Below are 16,129 nucleotides of genomic sequence, written 5' to 3' on the forward strand. Positions count from 1 at the left end.
TCCACGTCGGCCGATACCTTTCGTGTGTTGCGGGGATGACGACGCCCTCGACGGGGTAAGACTGAGCCATGAAGCCCGTGCGCTCCCTCGCCCGAGTCATGTTGAGCGGCATCTTCGTGGTCAGCGGCGCCCGCAACCTGCGCAACCCGGAACGCCTGGTGCAGGCCGCGGAGCCGGTCACCGGGAAGGTCGCCCCGCTGATCCGCAACGTGCACCCGCGCATCCCCACCGACACCGTGTCGCTCATCCGGGCCAACGCCGCCACCCAGCTCGTCGGCGGTCTGATGCTGGCCACCGGCCGGTTCACCCGTCCGGCCGCGCTGGTGCTCGCCGGCTCCCTGATCCCGACCACCGCCGCCGGTCACGCCTTCTGGAACAACGACGACCCGGCGGCGCGCAACAACAACCAGGTCCACTTCCTGAAGAACCTCGGCCTGCTCGGTGGCCTCCTCCTCGCCGCCGCCGACACCGAGGGCAAGCCGGGGCTGCGCTGGCGCGCCGGCCACCGGATCGACCACTCGCGCCGGTCGGTCACGCGCGCGGTCCGCACCGCCCGCCGCGATGCGAAGATCGCCGTACGCTCCGCGGCGGCCGCCCGCCGAATCCCTGGTTGACACCCCTTTCGTACGGCCACCACCCCCCGCAAGGCCACCAATCACCTGAACCGTCCGAGACCCGTTAACGCGGTGGAAATGTCGCAAACACGTGTGGGATCGGACACGGTCGCGTAACGCGGGAGGCAGCAACGTGAGGCGCCGTTCTAGGCTCCGTTCTGGACCTGGACGGGTACGACGACCTTGGTACGGGGGTGGCCACGCCATGCCGACGTCAGTCGGTAGACGGACCAACCGCCTCGCCCCGACCTCCCGCGTCGACCGCCGGACCGTCGTGCGCCTCGGGATCGTGGCCGCCGTGTCGTACGCCGCGTGGCTGGCCATCGGCGCCTTCGGACGGCCGTACAACTTCTTCGACATGAAGATCTACCACGGCGCGGTGGTGTGGTGGGCCAGCGGAAACGAGCTGTACGACTTCGTCGCGCCGTCGACGACACTGGGCTTCACCTATCCACCGTTCGCCGGTGTGGTCATGCTCCCGATGTCCTGGCTGCCCGTCGACGGCGCCGGCTTCGTCAACGCCCTGGCCAGCATCGCCGCGCTCGCGGTCGTCCTGGCGGCGCTGCTGCGCCCCATCGTGGACCGGCTCGGCTGGCCGCTCTGGTTCACCGTCGGCATCGCCACCCCGCTCGCGGTGGCCATCGAGCCGTCCCGGGAGACGCTCGGCTACGGCCAGGTCAACCTGCTGCTGTTCGCGCTCGTCATGGCCGACATGGTGGGCCTGCGCTGGCGCGCCAAGCGGGGCACCCACCACGAGACCGCCGCCTCGCCGCTGGCCCGCTTCGTCTACAGCGGCGCGTGGGCGGGCGTCGGCATCGGGCTCGCCACCGCCGTCAAGCTCACCCCGGCGTTGTTCGTCGCCTACCTGATGCTCACCCGGCAGTGGCGCGCCGCGCTCACCGCCGTCGGCACCACGATCGGCGTGACCATCGCGACGTTCGGCCTGGTCGGTGAGGAGTCCCGCGCGTACTTCACGAGCGTGCTGTGGCAGACCGAGCGGGTCGGCGCGGCGGACATGACCGCCAACCAGTCGCTCGCCGGGCTGCTGGCGCGGCTCTACGACTCGATCGAGACGCCCGGCCTGCTCTGGCTCGCCTTCTCGGTGCTGCTCCTGGCGCTGGGCCTGTCCCGCGCGCTCAGCGCCCGCGCCGACGGCGACGAGCTGACCGCGTTCACACTCGTCGGGCTCACCGCCAACGTGATCAGCCCGATCTCCTGGTCGCACCACCTGATCTGGGTCATCCCGGCGATCATCGTGCTGGCCGACGCCGCGGTACGCCGCCGCGACGCCAGCCGTGGCCTGCCCCTGCGCGGCAGCGGCCCCTCGGCCAACGGTGTGCCGGCGCTGCGCCCGCCGATCTGGTACCCGACGTTGACCGGGCTCCGCCACGGCGTCGGCGCGCTCGGGCTCTACCTGCTGTTCCTGATCTCACCGATCTGGCCGTACGAGCACCAACTCCCCGAGGTGTCCCACTACCAGGACGGCCTGTTCGGCGCGCTGATGGAGAACTCCCTGGCCATCGCGCTGATCGTGCTGGTGGCGGCGCTGCCGTGGCGTCCGGGAGCCGAGCCCGCGTTCTACCACGACCGGTTCAGCCGCGCGGCCGCGCTCGCCGGCCGGCGCTGAGCACTCAGGGGCAGTTCACCCATTCCTCGGTGCCGTCGTCGAAGACCTGCCGCTTCCAGATCGGCAGCCGCGCCTTCACCTCGTCGACCAGCCGCGCGCACGCGGCGAACGCGGCCGCCCGGTGGGCGGTGCTGACCGCCGCCGCCAGCGCCACGTCGCCGATCTCCAGCGGGCCGATCCGGTGCGACACCGCGACCGCGTACACCGCCGGGTCGGCGGCGATCTCGGCCGCCACCTCACGCAGCACCGCCTCGGCGGTGGGGTGGCCCTCGTACTCCAGCCGGGTGACCCCCCGCCCGTGGTCGTGGTCGCGGACCACGCCCTGGAAGGAGACCACCGCGCCGGCCCGGCGGTCGGCGACCGCCGCCTCGTGCGCGGCCAGGTCGAGCGGCCGGTCGGTCACCGCGCCGAGCACCACGCCTGCCCGCACCGTCACGACGTCTCCCGTCGGCTCGTTCGTCGCGCTCACCCGGCACGCTCCCCGGGGGTCAGCGGCAGCGGCACCAGCGGCACCCGGTCGCCGGCCGCGCCGCTGGCGCCGGGCCGGATCACCGCGAAACCATCCGCGCCCGCGAGACCGCGCAGCATCGCCGACCCGACGTGCCGCACCGGGTACGCCGTGCCGGCGACCCGGTCCCAGCGGGCCAGCGCCAGATGGGTGTAGTCGCCGCGCCCCGGAATCGGCTCGGCCAGCGTCACGTGCGGCAGCACCGGCATCGGCCGGCCGGTGAGACCGGCGAGCAGCGGCGCGACGAGCGACACGAGCGCCACCACCGCGGACTGCGGGTTGCCCGGCAGACCGGCCACGAACCGCACCCGCCCGTCGTCGCCCACCAGCCGGGCGAGCAGCATCGGGAAGCCCGGGCGCACCGCCACCGTGTTGACCACGTAGTCGGCGCCGAGCGCCTCCAGCGTCGGGTGCAGATGGTCGACCGGCCCGTGCATGGTGCCGCCGGTGGTGCAGACCAGGTCGGCGTTGGCGAGCGCGCCCCGCACCGCCGCCACGTGCGCGGGCAGCGTGTCGGCGACCGGGCCGACCACGTCGGCCGTACGCACCTGGCAGCCGTAACGGCGCAGCCAGGCGGGCACCGACGGGCCGAGCGCGTCGCGGACCCGGCCCGCGCCCGGCGGGCCCGAGGTGAGCAGTTCGTCGCCGAAGACCAGCAGCGCGGCCCGGGGTTGGCGGCGGACCCGCAGCGTGTCGTGCCCGCAGGAGGCGGCCAGGCCGAGCACCGCCGGATCCACCGGCGTGCCGGCGGGCAACAGCTCCTCCCCGAGGTACGCCTCCTCGCCCGGTTCCCGCCACTCCGGCGCCGGGCGGGGCGTGCCGGTCACCAGGCCGTCCGCCGTGCGGGTCGACTCCTCGATCCGCAGGATCGCCGTCGTGCCCTCGGGCACCATCGCGCCGGTGGCGATCTCGACGGTGCTGCCGTCGGTCTCCAGCGGCGCGGCGGTGTGCCCGGCGAGCACCCGGCCCACCACCCGCCACGGCCCTGGGCCCCGCACCGCCCAGCCGTCCACGCTGGAGGTGGGGAACGCCGGCAGGTCGGTACGCGTCGTCAACGGCTCGGCGAGGGTGTGCCCGTCGGCCTCGGCCAGCGGGCGGGCGACGGCGGGGAGCGCGGCGGACAGGCCCACCGCGTACACCCGGGAGCGGGCCTCCTCCCACCCGGCCGGTGGTGGCGTGCCCGCCTCGGCCGCGGCGGCTTCGGTTTCCGTGCTCATCCGGCGAGCCTAGCGCCGGGGCACGTGGCCCGCGGGTTCAGTGGTCGCCGCCGCGAAGCTGGTCGACCGCGTGCCGCAGGATCGGCCCGAGCACCGCAAGGCCGTCGCGGGCGCCGCCCCGCGAGCCGGGCAGGTTGACCACGAGCGTCCGGCCGGTCACCCCGGCCAGCCCGCGGGACAGCGCCGCGGTCGGCACGGTGTCGCGGCTGTACGCGCGGATCGCCTCGGCGATGCCGGGGATCTCGTAGTCGAGCAGCGCACGGGTCACCTCGGGCGTGCGGTCGGTCGGGGTGATGCCCGTGCCGCCGCTGGTCAGCACCACGTCCACACGTTCCTCGCGGGCGGCGAGCAGCGCCTCACCGACCGGATCGCCGTCCGGCACCACCACCGGCGGGTCGACCTCGCAGCCCAGCTCCCGCAGGCCGGTCACGAGCAGCGGGCCGCTGGTGTCCTCGTACACCCCGGCGGCGGCCCGGTTGGAGGCCACGATCACCCGGGCCCGGATCACGGCCGGTCCTCCGGCCGGACCCATTCGCCGGTCTTGCCGCCCTCCTTGCGGAGCACCCGGACGGCCTCCACCGAGGCGGCCGGGTCGACCGCCTTCACCATGTCGATGAGAGCGAGGCCGGCGACCGCCACCGCGGTCAGCGCCTCCATCTCGACGCCCGTCCGGTCGGCGGTCTTCGCGGTGGCGGTGATCTCGACCGTGTCGGCGGTCAGGTCGAGGTCGACGGTGACGCCGTGCAGCGCGATCGGGTGGCAGAGCGGGATCAGGTCGGGCGTGCGCTTGGCGCCCATGATGCCGGCGAGCCGGCCGACGGCCAGCGCGTCGCCCTTGGGCAGGCCGTCGCGCCGCAGCAGCTCGACCACCTCGGCGGTGGTGCGGAGCCGGCCGGCGGCGACCGCGAGCCGGCCCGAGACCGGCTTGGCGGAGACGTCGACCATCCGGGCCGCGCCGGCCGGGTCGACGTGGGTGAGCTGCGCGGGTTCGGTCACGGCCCGACCCTATCCGCCGGGTACGACGACGCGCGTGCTCCCGGCCGTCGGCGGGGAGGAGCGCCGTGTCGGGTGCAGATCCACGACGCCCCTCCCTCACCTACCCACCGCCGATTCGCTGGGGGGAACTGGCGGTGGGGGCCTTCGCTCGGCCTGGCCCGCCCTGGCGGTGAGCCCTCCCCGTGGCCGATGGCGGGACGCTAACGAACGCTGCGATAAGAAATCGATAAGGCGGGTCAGGTCGGTGGTGACGGCATCGCGGCGAGCTGCCGCCGCAACTCGTGACGCTCCGGGGCGCCCATCCGTTCGAAGATCGCCAGGGCCCGTTGCCGGTACCGTCGCGCCTCGACCGGCTGCTCGTCCACCAGGTGCTCCGCCAAACCGCTGAGGGCGCGGGCCTGCTCGTACGGGTGGGCGATCCGGGTGGCGATGGCGAGGGCTTCCTCGAGCACGGCGGCGGCCTCCCCGCCTCGGCCGACGGCTCGCAGGGTGACGGCCAGCTCGTTGCGCGCCTCGGCTTGGACCTGCTGCTCACCGGAAGCGGCGGCGGCCTCGATGGCGGCTTCATGATGCCGCAACGCCTCCTCGTAGCGGCCGAGCTGGCGGTAGGTCCCGGCGAGGTCGCTGATCGTCTCGGCGCGGGCGAAGCCGCTGCCGGTGCGGTCCCGGAGCGCCAGCGAGGCGCGTAGCAGGCGCTCGGCCTGCGCGTTCTGCCCGAGCCGGTACCTGACGCCTCCCAGGTGCCCCAGCGCGTTCGACATGTGGAACGGGTCCTGCCTGGTGCGCGCGACGAAGAGGTGGAGCCGGTGAACGGCCATCGACTCGTCGTACCGGCCGAGGCAGCGGAGCGTGAGGCCGAGGTTGGGCAGAACGGGAAGGGTGTCCAGCACGTTGCTGCGCAGAGTCAGGCGGTTGATCTCCAGCGACTGCTGAAGTCGACCGGTGAGCCAGTACACCACACCGAGGTTGAACCGCGCCCGCTGCGCGCCCGCTGCGTCCCCGAGCCCGGTGAGGATCGAGACGACCTCGTGCAGGTGGGTGGAGGCGTCCTGGAAAGCGCCGGTACGCACACAGGCCGACGCGAGGTAGTTGTGCATGAGAGCCACGGCGTGCCGATCTCCGCACCGTCGGGCCGCTGCCAGACCCGCGGAGTGGGTGACCGAGATGTCGTCGAAGTAGCCCCGGGTGTAGAAGAAGCGCCAGCTGGCGCGCGCGAGCCGCCAGGCCATCGGTTCATGGCCCTCCTCAGCCGCCTGGCGGGCGAAGGCGATCAGATTCAGGCGCTGGTCCTCCAGCCAGTCCAGATCGCCGTGCTCGCGTCCGACGAGCAGGTCCGCGCGGCGCGGCTCCCCGAGCCGCAGGTGCAGCGCGAGTACGCCGCTGTCCTCGGTCTGCGCCGAGGCCCGCACCACCGAGTGCAGCAGGTGATCCAACAGGTTCTGTACCGCCGCGTGGCGCGCCGGCCGCTCGTCCTCCTCCCGGGCCAACTCGGCGGCGTACCGCCTCATCAGATCGTGCAGGCGGTACCGGCCCGCCGCGGTCTCCTGCACGAGGTTGCGGTCCACCAGTTCGTCGAGGACGTCCGCCGCCTCCCGCCACGGCAGATCGTTTAGGGCGGCGACCATGGCGGTGTCGAGGTGACCGCCGGTGACCAACCCGAAGGATCGGAAGGTTCTCCTGCACGCCTCGTCGAGCGGCTCGTACGACTCGGCGAACGCCTCGATCACGCTCCGCGCCTCGGTCCGGAGACCGGGAAGGATCATCGATCTGTCGTTCAACCTGTCGACGAGATCGGAGATCCGCCAGTCCGGCCGGTGAGCGAGGCGGGTGCCGGCCAGCCTGACCGCGAGGGGCAGACAGCCGCAGATGCCGACCAGGCGGCGTGCGGCCTCCCGTTCGGCTGCCACCCGCCCGTCCCCGACAAGTGTCGTGAGCAGTTGCAGCGCCTCGGGCTCGGAGAGAACGGCGAGGGACACCGGCGGCCGTTCGGTGAGCGCCAGCAGGCGACGCCGGCTGGTGACGAGCACCACCGCCGGCCCGGAGGTGGGCAGCAGCGGTTCGACCTGCCGGCTGTCGGCGGCGTTGTCGAGCACCACCATCGCGGCCCTCGTGGCGAGTTCTCGCCGCCACATTTCCAATCGATCGGGCAGTTCCATCGGTATCCGGCCGGCCGGCACACCCATTTGGCGAAGAAGGATGTCAAGCGCTGCGGTAGGCGTCATCCGCGTGTCCTCGGTGTGCCCGCGCAGGTCGACGAAGAGCTGCCCGTCGGGGAAGCGTTCGGCCAACCGCGAGGCCACGTGCAGGGCGAGAGTCGTCTTGCCGCAGCCCGCCATGCCGTCGATCAGGCGGATCGTCGGGACTCCGCCGGACCGCTCGCGCACGTCGTGCAACAAGCGATCGACAATTTCCTTCCGGCCGACGAAATCCGGCACCGTGCGCGGCAGCCAGTCATGCGTACGGGATCTTTTCCGAATTGTTTCCGCCTCGGTGACGGAGTTCGGGACCCGCCGACGGGCGAGGGCGGCCGCGACCCGCAACTGCTCCATCTCCTCGCTGGGCGGCACGCCCAGTTCGCCGGTGAGGGCCTCGCGCGCGGCGCGGTAGACGGCCAGCGCGCCACCCGCGTCACCGGCCGCGGTGAGGGCACGCATCAGGAGACACTGCGCGCGCTCCCACAGAGGCTGACGCGAGACCTCCTCACGCAGCAGCGACGCCGCCGATTCCGGGCGCCCCAGGATGAGATGCGCCTCCGCCAGCGACTCCAGGGCTGCCCGGCGTTCCTGGCTCGCGGCCTCTCGCCGGGCGGTCAGCACCGGCCCCAGCGTCAGCCCGGCGAGCAGCGGGGCCGCCGCGGCGCCCACATCCTCCAGCAACGGGACCGCCTGCGCCGGCGCTCCCGCCCGCATCAGTTCCCGAGCGTGGCGCCAGCGCGCGGTCAGCCGGTACAGGTCGATGAGGCTCTCGTCGGCGAGGAGTCGGTAGCCACCGGGCTCACGGACGATCCTGAGCCTGTCATCCGCGTACGAGTCGAGGCTGCGACGCAGGTTGCCGGCGTAGGTCCGGACATTGGCGATCGCGGAGCGAGGCGGATCGTCGGGCCACAACTCGTCCACCAGGTCGTGCATGGGGACCAACTGATTGGCCCGCACGACCAGCAGCGCCAGAACCAGCTGCTGTTTGGGGGTTCCAAGCGAAAGGCCCGCGGCGCCGATCCGCACCGCCAGACCACCGACCACTTGGATTTCCATGCTGCTGTTCCGGCCCCAGTCGGCTCTTGTCCACGGGCACACGGGAGCGTAATCGATTAGTCACAAACCCGTTGCCCCGGCAGCGGTCTCGCACACCGACACCACTCTCGTCCGACCCGGCGGTGAAAGCCGCCCAAAGCACGGTTGTAATGTTCCGCCGCCACGACGACGCTACAGGCGACGTAAGGCTCCTCAGGCCATTCCCATGGCGCTGAGCGACTACGCGGGTACATGAAGGAGACGATCGGCTCCGCTCCGCATACACCCCGTGGACACAACGTCATTTACTCCGCAATAGTTACTTATATTGCGCATACCGACATTAATGCTTCCTTATCGCCCTACCTACGCTCTAACCTGCTCTTCCAAGACAGGGGGCGCCACGAAGCGCCAAGAGAGATATGCGAGGAGGGTCGTGACAATGCGCAGCACCGAATGGAACTGACGAACCTTTTGGTCATCAAGCAACCACGACCCGTTTCGATATCCGAGGAGGCGGCAAAATGCGTAGCACCGAATGGAACTGAGAGTTCTCATATTTCCGGCGAAGGGGTAGGCTGCCGCTCATCGCATTCCGACGGTGAGCGGCGGGTGATGCCGGTTGAGCCGAACAGCGGACGGCCGACAAGCCGTCGAGCCCATGCTGCGCGTGATCGTGTCCGTCTTGAGCGTGTGCGCGACGTTCGTCGCGCTCGCCGCACTGATCGCCGTCTGGGCAGAGCCACCGGACTCCGTACGTGACCTCGTCACCGTCACGGCCCTGGTGGTGACGGTCGCCCTGGCCACAGTCATCAAGACGCCGGTGCGAATCCGGTCGACCACAGTGGCCTTCGCCTGGGTCGAGACTGCGATCGTCGTCGGTCTCGCCGTCGCGCCGGCCTCCTGGCTGATCCTGGCAACCGGCATCGGCGTAGCCTGCGGCTCGGTCACGCGACTCGCGCCCATCAAGACCGCATTCGGCGTCGCGAAGCACACGTTGGTCGCCGGGGGCAGCGCTCTCGTCATCCTGCTGCTCGGCAACGCGTGGCCGCCCCGCGAGCCGCTCCAGATCGTTCTGCTGCTCGGAGTCGTCTACCTCGTCGCGGCCGTGCTCGACGACCTACTCGCGATGCCGGTCATCGCGCTCGCGTCCGGCACGCCCATCGTGCGGCAGTTCCGCACCGACCTCGACCTGCGGGTGGCCGGCTTCGCGGTCCGCTTCCTGGTGGCCGCCTGCACCGTACTCATCCTGCGGGCCGACCCCCGGCTGCTGCTCGCCGTGCCGGCACTGGTGCTCAGCCTCCACCTGGCCTATTCCACGCGGATCCGCACCCGCACCGAGCAGCAGGCGTGGCAACGACTCGCCCGCGCCACCGACGCGCTCAACGTGGTCGACCTCGACCAGGTGCTGACCACCGCAGTCACCGAAGCCAGCGAACTCTTCTCCGCCGACGAGATCGAGATCGAACTGCGCGACGGCGGACGCACCGTCCGCGGCAACGCCGCAGGCATCGCGTACGACGGAACGTCGCCCCAGCCCAGCGACATCGACGGCCGGGTCATGCCGGTCGCGCTGGAAGGCCACAACCGCACCGACGACCTCGGCGTGCTGCGGCTACGGTTCGCCGGTCCGGTCGAACTCTCCGAGCGCGAGCAGTACACCCTGCGTACCTTCGCCTCCGCCCTGTGCACCGCGGTCCGCAACGCCCAGGCGTACGCCGAACTCGCCCGCATCGCCGAGGACCACGCCTACGCCGCCACCCACGACGCCCTCACCGACCTGTCCAACCGGCGCCACCTGCTGGACGAGGGCAGCGCCCAGCTCACCACCCGGCACGCCGACGGCGTCACCGCGCTGGTGCTGATCGACCTCAACCACTTCAAGGAAGTGAACGACACCCTCGGCCACGGCGCCGGTGACCAGGTGCTGATCCAGGTCGCCGAGCGGCTGCGCGACGCCGCCCGCCCCGACGACCTGGTCGCCCGGCTCGGCGGGGACGAGTTCGCCGTGCTGCTGCGCGGCCTGCCCGCCCCGGCCGTCGCCTCCCACCGCGCCGAGGCCCTGCTCAACGCCCTGCACGACCCGCTCGACGTGGACGGCATGCGGATCAGCGTGGAAGCCAGCGGCGGCATCGCGGTCGCCCCCGCCACCGGCGGGATGCCCGAGCTGCTTCGCCGCGCCGACGTGGCCATGTACCAGGCCAAACGCGCCGGCCAACGACTCGCCACCTACGCCCCCGCCCGCGACACCGCAGACCTCAGCCGGCTCACCCTCGGCGGGGAACTGCCCCGCGCCGTCGCCGACCACGAGTTCACAGTCAACTTCCAGCCCATCGTCGACCTCGCCGGCGGCGAGGTGATCGGCGCGGAGGCCCTCGCCCGCTGGCACCACCCCACCCACGGGCTCATCGACCCACTGCGCTTCCTCGAAGCGGTGGAACGCTCCGGCCTGCTGCCCGCGTTCGCCGAGGCGATCCTCGACCAGGCGCTCATCGCCGCCGGCTCCTGGCGCGACGCCGGCTTCGACCTGCCCGTCTCGGTCAACGTGTCACCCCGCAGCCTGCTCGACGCCCGCTTCCCCGGCGCGGTCCTGGCCCGGCTGCGCGCCCACGACCTCCCGCCGGACCGGCTCGTGCTGGAACTCACCGAGACGCTCACGCTCAGCCAGCTCGACGTCGTCGACCGCGTCCTCAGCCGCCTGCGCGACTCCGGCGTCCGCCTGGCGCTCGATGACTTCGGCACCGGCTATTCGTCGCTCTCCCTGCTCTCCCGCATCCCCGTACACGAACTGAAGATCGACCGCAGCTTCGTCACCGCCATGGAGACCGCGCCCGAGGCCGCCGCCGTCATCCGCTCCACCCTCGACCTCGGCCGCAGCCTCAACCTCACAGTCGTCGCCGAGGGCGTGGAGAGCGAACCCCAGCGCCGCGCCCTCTGGGAACTCGGCTGCGCCGCCGGCCAGGGCCACCTGTTCGCCCGGCCACTGCCCGCCGCCGCGCTGCTCGCCAGCCTCCAGCGCGGCCACGGCGGCCGCACCGGCGCGCTCGCCCCGGCACTGCACGACGCGGGCGCCGTGATCCGCCTCCCCGGACGCCGCGCCGGCGGCGCCCGCACCCGCCCCAACCCGTCCGCCGCCGGCGACTCCCGGCAACCCTGACCCCGCCGGGCCACCGCGCCGGTCTGCCAGACTGGCCCGCGTGACCGCCCACGCCGACCCCGCAACCACCGTCTCCCGCCGCTGGTCGGCACTCGACACCGCAGCCGGTGGTCTCGCCCTCGACCTGGGCCTCTACGCCGCCGCCACCGTCTTCGCCGCGGTCACCGCCGCCACCTCCACACTGCCGCCGCACCGCGCCTGGGGCGCCGTCGCCACCATCGGGTACGCGCTCGCCACCCTCGCCGCGACCACGCAACTGCTCGCCCGCCGCCGCGCCCCCGGCACACCCCTGGCCGCGCTGCCCGCACGCTGGACGGTCACCGGAATCACCTGGGCCACCACCGCGCTGCTGCCGATCGTCACGCAGAGCCTCGAACGGGCCGGCGGGCGTACCGACCGCGCCCAGGAGGAGGTGATCGTGGTCGAACACGCCGGCGCCCGCCTCGCCGAGCACGGCACCCCCTACCTCGGTCCCGACGCCATCGCCGCGCTGCCCCCCGGCGAACAACTCCTCGGCTACACCCCCTACCAGCCCGGCATGGCCCTGTTCGGGCTGCCCCGCGCCGCGGTGGACGCCTGGTGGACCGACGCCCGCGTCTGGTTCGCCGTCGTCACCGCGCTCACAGTGATCGCCCTCGTCGCCACACTGCGCGCGAGCGGCGGCCCGGCCGCGCCCCGCCGCGACGCCGCCGTGCTGCGCGCCGTCCAAGCCGCCACCGTCCTGCCCGTCTGCGCGCTCACCCTCGCCACCGGCGGCGACGACCTGCCCGTACTCGCGCTCTGCCTGCTCGCCCTCGCACTCGCCGCCACCGGCCGACCCGGCCGCGCCGGTCTCGCCGTCGGCGCCGCCGGCGCGCTGAAACTCTTCGCCTGGCCGATCGCCCTCGTGCTGCTCTTCTGGGCCGCCACCCGCCGCGCCACCCTCCGCACCGCCCTCGGCGCCCTCGGCCTACCAGTCCTCGCACTGATCCCGGTGCTGCTCGTCGACCGCGAAGCCCTCGTCGAGAACGTGCTGCGCTTCCCCCTCGGCCACGGCCTGGTCACCAGCCCCGCCCAGTCACCCTTCCCCGGCCACCTGATCGCCGAGACGCTCCCGGCCGGCCGGGCGGTCGCCGCCGCGCTACTCGTCGCCGCCGGAGGAGCCATCGCCGTCCGGCTGCTGCGCCGCCCGCCGCGCACCGCCGCCGCCACCACGATCATCTGCGGGTACGGGCTGCTCGCCGCGATCCTGCTCATGCCCTCCACCCGCTTCGGCTACCTGCTCTACCCGATCGCGCTGCTCGTGCTCGCCCCGGCGCTGGCGCTCACCCGACCAGGCGACCCGACGGCATTCCCGGCAACCGCCCCGCGCGATGCGGCCGGAAGGCGTACACCTGAGGGATGACCACCTACCGCGACCGGGCCGAGGCGGGACGGCAACTCGCCGAACGTCTGACCGACCTCGCCGGCCGACCCGACGTCATAGTGCTCGGCCTGGTCCGCGGCGGCGTACCCGTCGCCCGGGTGATCGCCGACCGGCTCGGCGCCCCCCTCGACGTGCTGGTCGTCCGCAAGCTCGGCGTGCCCTGGGCGCCCGAGGTCGCGTACGGCGCGCTCGGCCCCGGCGGCGTGCAGATCCTCAACGAGATGGTCGCCGGCCGGATCAGCGAGAACGACCGCGCCCAGGTCCGCCGCCGCGAACAGGCCGAACTGGAACGCCGCGAACAGCGCTACCGCGGCGGCCGCCCGCCACTGGACCTGACCGGACGCACCGCCGTCGTCGTGGACGACGGACTCGCCACCGGCGCCACCGCACGCGCCGCCGTCCAGGTCGCCCGCCACCTCGGCGCCGCCCGCGTCCTCGTCGCCGTCCCGGTCGGCTCCGAGCAGGCGTACGAGATGCTCGCGCCCGAAGCCGACACGGTCGTGAGCTGCCAACTCCCGCCCGACTTCGCCGCCGTCGGCGCGTACTACGAGGACTTCCACGAGGTCACCGACGACGAGGTCACGCAGGCGCTGACCGCCGCTGCGTGAAAACACCCGGTACCGTCGTTGTCATGCAGATGACCTGTCCCAAGTGCCGCGGAGAGATGCGCCAGTACGAGCGCAGCGGAGTAGTCATCGACCAGTGCGGCGAATGCCGGGGCATCTTCCTCGACCGCGGCGAGCTGGAAAAGCTGTTCGATGCCGAGGCCAACTGGAACCAGCAGCACGGCGGCGCCCGCCAGCCCGCGCCGTCCGGCGCCGGTTACCCGCCGCCCCCGCCCGCCGCGCCGCACCAGCCCGGCTACGGCGCGGTCCCCCCGCCCCCGCCTCCGCCGCCGCCCGGCCACGGCTACGCCCAGCCCGCGTACGGCCACGGTCAGCAGCACTACGGCTACCACGGCCACTACCGCCGGAAGAAGAAGCACGGCTTCCTCGGCGAACTGTTCGACTGACCGCCGACGTCGCCCACGCCGGGCCGGTGCGCCGCATCGACCCGGCGTGCCCGTCGTCGTCTTTCTTCACCGTGCCGGGCGTGGCGCGCCGTGGCAGGCTGCACGGCATGAGCCCGATCCGGCAGCACGAAGCGCTGGCCCAGGCGTACGACGGCATCACCGCCGTGGTCACCCCGCTCGACGACGCCGCCCTGCAACGCCCCACCCGGTGCCGCGGCTGGCTCGTCGCCGACCTGCTCTTCCACGTGCTCTGCGACGCCCAGCGCGCGCTCGTCGCCCTGGCCAGCCCCGCACCCGGGCCGCCCGACGTGGACGACGTCAGCTACTGGCGCGCGTTCCCTCCCGGCGACGACGACGCGAGCGCCCGGCACGCCTGGTGGGCACGCCGCTCCGCCGTCGCCTTCGACCGGCCCACCGGCGTGGTCCGGCTCTGGTCCGACACCGCGCCCGCCGCCGTCCGCGCGGCCACCGCAATAGACCCCGACGGGTACGTGACCACCCAGGGTCACGTGTTGCGCGTACCCCATCTGCTCGCCACCCTGACCACCGAGGCGGTCATCCACCACCTCGACCTCGTGGTGGACCTGCCGGACGCGCCGCTGCCGGCGGCGGACCCGACGCGGGTCGCGGTGACCACCATGGACGGGCTGCTCAGCGACGAGGCGGTACGGCCGGCCGGCTGGGACGACCACGAGTACCTGCTGAAGGCCGCCGGCCGGGTGCCGCTGACCGACCGGGACCGGCTGGAGCTGGGCGAGGCCGCCGGCTGGTTCCCGCTGCTCGGCTGACGCCGCTCAGACGATCGCCATGTCCACGAAGCGCGACAGGTGCAACTGCGCGGCAACCGTCACCGTGTCGGTCGGCCCATTCCTGTGCTTGGCAACAATAAAATCCGCCTCGCCCGCGCGCGGTGACTCCTTGTCGTAGTAGTCATCGCGGTGCAAAAGGATAACAACGTCCGCATCCTGCTCAATTGATCCCGACTCACGCAAGTCGGACAATTGCGGACGCTTGTCGGTACGCTGTTCCGGGCCACGGTTCAGCTGACTCACCGCGATCACCGGGCACTCGACTTCCTTGGCCAGCAGCTTCAGGCCACGGGACAGGTCCGCGACCTCCTGCTGCCGGCTCTCGGTGCGCTTCGGTGAGGTCATCAGCTGGAGATAGTCGACCACGATCAGCTTCAGGTCGTGCTTCTGCTTGAGCCGCCGCGCCTTCGCCCGGATCTCCATCAGGTTCATGCTCGGGGTGTCGTCGACGAAGAGCGGTGCCTCGCTGATCTCACCCATGCAGCGGGCCAGCTTGGTCCAGTCGTCGTCGGAGAGCTGCCCGCTGCGCAGGACGTGCAGCGGTACGCGCGCCTCGGCCGAGAGCAGTCGCATGACGATCTCGACCTTGCTCATTTCCAGCGAGAAGATCGCCGACGCCTGGTTGGCCCGGATCGCCGCATTTCGGGCAAAGTCCATAGATGCGGTTGATTTGCCCAAACCAGGCCTGCCGGCCACGATAATAAGTTGGCCGGCGTGCAGGCCGTTGAGCAGTCGGTCCAGGTCGGTGAAGCCGGTCGGCACACCGGTCATCACGCCGCCCTGGGCGCCGACCGCCTCGATCTCGTCGAGCGTGGGCTGCAGCATGTCGGCCAGGACCGCGAAGTCCTCGCTGACGCGCTTCTCGGTGATCTCGTAGACGGCCTGCTGGGCGAGGTCGACGATGTCGTCGACGTCGCGGCTGCCGCTCGGCCCGGTGCCGTAGCCGAGCTGCACGATCCGGGTGCCGGCCTCGACCAGGCGGCGGAGCACCGCCCGTTCCCCGACGATGCGGGCGTAGTAGGCGGCGTTCGCGGCGGTGGGCACGCTGGCGATGAGCGTGTGCAGGTAGGGCGCGCCGCCGATGCGGGCGAGGTCGCCGGAGTCGGCGAGCGCGGCGGCGACGGTGATCGGGTCGGCGGGTTCGCCGCGTCCGTAGATGTCGAGGATCGCGTCGAAGATGGTGGCGTGGACGGGGCGGTAGAAGTCGTTGGTCTTCAGGATCTCCACGACGTCCGCGATGGCGTCCTTGGACAGCAGCATGCCGCCGAGTACGCACTGCTCGGCGGCCACGTCCTGCGGTGGTGTCTTCTCGAACGGCGCGTCGCGCGGCGGCGGCGGCTCGGACGACGGTTGCCCCCCGGTCCGTTCCGTACGCGCCTCGTCGGTGACCGACACGGGTGCCCCCCTTGCTGCGTCGGATCGAGTCCAGCTCTATCGCTGGGGTGTGACAACTTCCGCCGACCCCTCCGGTCGATCGGGGGTCATCGCCCGGCGGTCGGGGGGACCACGATACGGAACCCGAGGTCAGCGACTCAACAAGGCCGGTGGATGAGC

At 72.4% G+C, this 16,129-nt stretch carries 13 protein-coding genes; 7 read left to right on the plus strand and 6 right to left on the minus strand.

Translation table 11 applies throughout. The features are described from left to right. The first annotated feature begins 68 nt into the window (after positions 1–68). Together KBX43_RS07935 and KBX43_RS07940 are read left to right on the plus strand one after the other, a co-directional pair. Positions 69–614, plus strand: a complete 546-nt coding sequence (locus KBX43_RS07935; protein ID WP_030499461.1) for a DoxX family protein — start codon at positions 69–71, stop codon at positions 612–614. A 205-nt stretch (positions 615–819) separates the two neighbouring features. Continuing rightward, positions 820–2,241: a glycosyltransferase 87 family protein gene (locus KBX43_RS07940; protein ID WP_210883922.1), complete on the plus strand. Its 1,422-nt coding sequence runs from the start codon at positions 820–822 to the stop codon at positions 2,239–2,241. A 4-nt stretch (positions 2,242–2,245) separates the two neighbouring features. On the opposite strand, the gene KBX43_RS07945 is transcribed toward KBX43_RS07940, so the two are convergent. The 5 genes from KBX43_RS07945 to KBX43_RS07965 all read right to left on the minus strand — a co-directional run bounded on the left by KBX43_RS07945 (position 2,246) and on the right by KBX43_RS07965 (position 8,183). After that, positions 2,246–2,671: a molybdenum cofactor biosynthesis protein MoaE gene (locus KBX43_RS07945; protein ID WP_187693504.1), complete on the minus strand. Its 426-nt coding sequence runs from the start codon at positions 2,669–2,671 to the stop codon at positions 2,246–2,248. A 35-nt stretch (positions 2,672–2,706) separates the two neighbouring features. Further along, complete coding sequence (locus tag KBX43_RS07950) at positions 2,707–3,966, minus strand: molybdopterin molybdotransferase MoeA (protein ID WP_210883923.1); 1,260 nt, start codon at positions 3,964–3,966, stop codon at positions 2,707–2,709. A 37-nt stretch (positions 3,967–4,003) separates the two neighbouring features. Then, positions 4,004–4,498 (minus strand): molybdenum cofactor biosynthesis protein B, encoded by a 495-nt coding sequence (locus tag KBX43_RS07955; protein ID WP_187693502.1) that lies wholly within the window; start codon positions 4,496–4,498, stop codon positions 4,004–4,006. Then, positions 4,471–4,962: a cyclic pyranopterin monophosphate synthase MoaC gene (moaC, locus tag KBX43_RS07960; protein WP_043327705.1), complete on the minus strand. Its 492-nt coding sequence runs from the start codon at positions 4,960–4,962 to the stop codon at positions 4,471–4,473. The genes KBX43_RS07955 and moaC overlap by 28 nt, the downstream gene beginning before the upstream one ends. 236 nt (positions 4,963–5,198) lie before the next feature. Further along, complete coding sequence (locus KBX43_RS07965; RefSeq protein ID WP_307851484.1) at positions 5,199–8,183, minus strand: tetratricopeptide repeat protein; 2,985 nt, start codon at positions 8,181–8,183, stop codon at positions 5,199–5,201. Positions 8,184–8,853: 670 nt separating this feature from the next. Here KBX43_RS07965 and KBX43_RS07970 point away from each other — a divergent pair. The 5 genes from KBX43_RS07970 (at position 8,854) to KBX43_RS07990 (ending at position 14,554) form a co-directional block, all read left to right on the plus strand. After that, positions 8,854–11,349, plus strand: a complete 2,496-nt coding sequence (locus tag KBX43_RS07970; RefSeq protein WP_370446811.1) for a putative bifunctional diguanylate cyclase/phosphodiesterase — start codon at positions 8,854–8,856, stop codon at positions 11,347–11,349. A 40-nt stretch (positions 11,350–11,389) separates the two neighbouring features. Next, positions 11,390–12,733: a glycosyltransferase 87 family protein gene (locus tag KBX43_RS07975; RefSeq protein WP_209963785.1), complete on the plus strand. Its 1,344-nt coding sequence runs from the start codon at positions 11,390–11,392 to the stop codon at positions 12,731–12,733. After that, the gene (locus tag KBX43_RS07980; protein ID WP_069089303.1) at positions 12,730–13,362 is read left to right on the plus strand and encodes a phosphoribosyltransferase; all 633 of its coding nucleotides are present in this window, start codon (positions 12,730–12,732) and stop codon (positions 13,360–13,362) included. The genes KBX43_RS07975 and KBX43_RS07980 overlap by 4 nt, the downstream gene beginning before the upstream one ends. A 23-nt stretch (positions 13,363–13,385) precedes the next feature. After that, a complete protein-coding gene (locus KBX43_RS07985) occupies positions 13,386–13,766 on the plus strand; it encodes a zf-TFIIB domain-containing protein (protein ID WP_210883924.1) in 381 nt (126 codons plus the stop codon). Between the two features lie 107 nt (positions 13,767–13,873). Beyond that, a complete protein-coding gene (locus tag KBX43_RS07990; protein WP_043330810.1) occupies positions 13,874–14,554 on the plus strand; it encodes a maleylpyruvate isomerase N-terminal domain-containing protein in 681 nt (226 codons plus the stop codon). A gap of 6 nt (positions 14,555–14,560) precedes the next feature. Here KBX43_RS07990 and dnaB read toward each other — a convergent pair whose 3' ends face one another. Continuing rightward, positions 14,561–15,970, minus strand: coding sequence for a replicative DNA helicase (gene dnaB, locus KBX43_RS07995; RefSeq protein ID WP_043327703.1), 1,410 nt, complete (start codon positions 15,968–15,970; stop codon positions 14,561–14,563). Between the last annotated feature and the right edge of the window lie 159 nt (positions 15,971–16,129).

It is taken from the genome of Micromonospora sp. C41, from assembly GCF_018070485.1.
GTDB classification, from domain to species: Bacteria; Actinomycetota; Actinomycetes; order Mycobacteriales; family Micromonosporaceae; genus Micromonospora; species Micromonospora chalcea.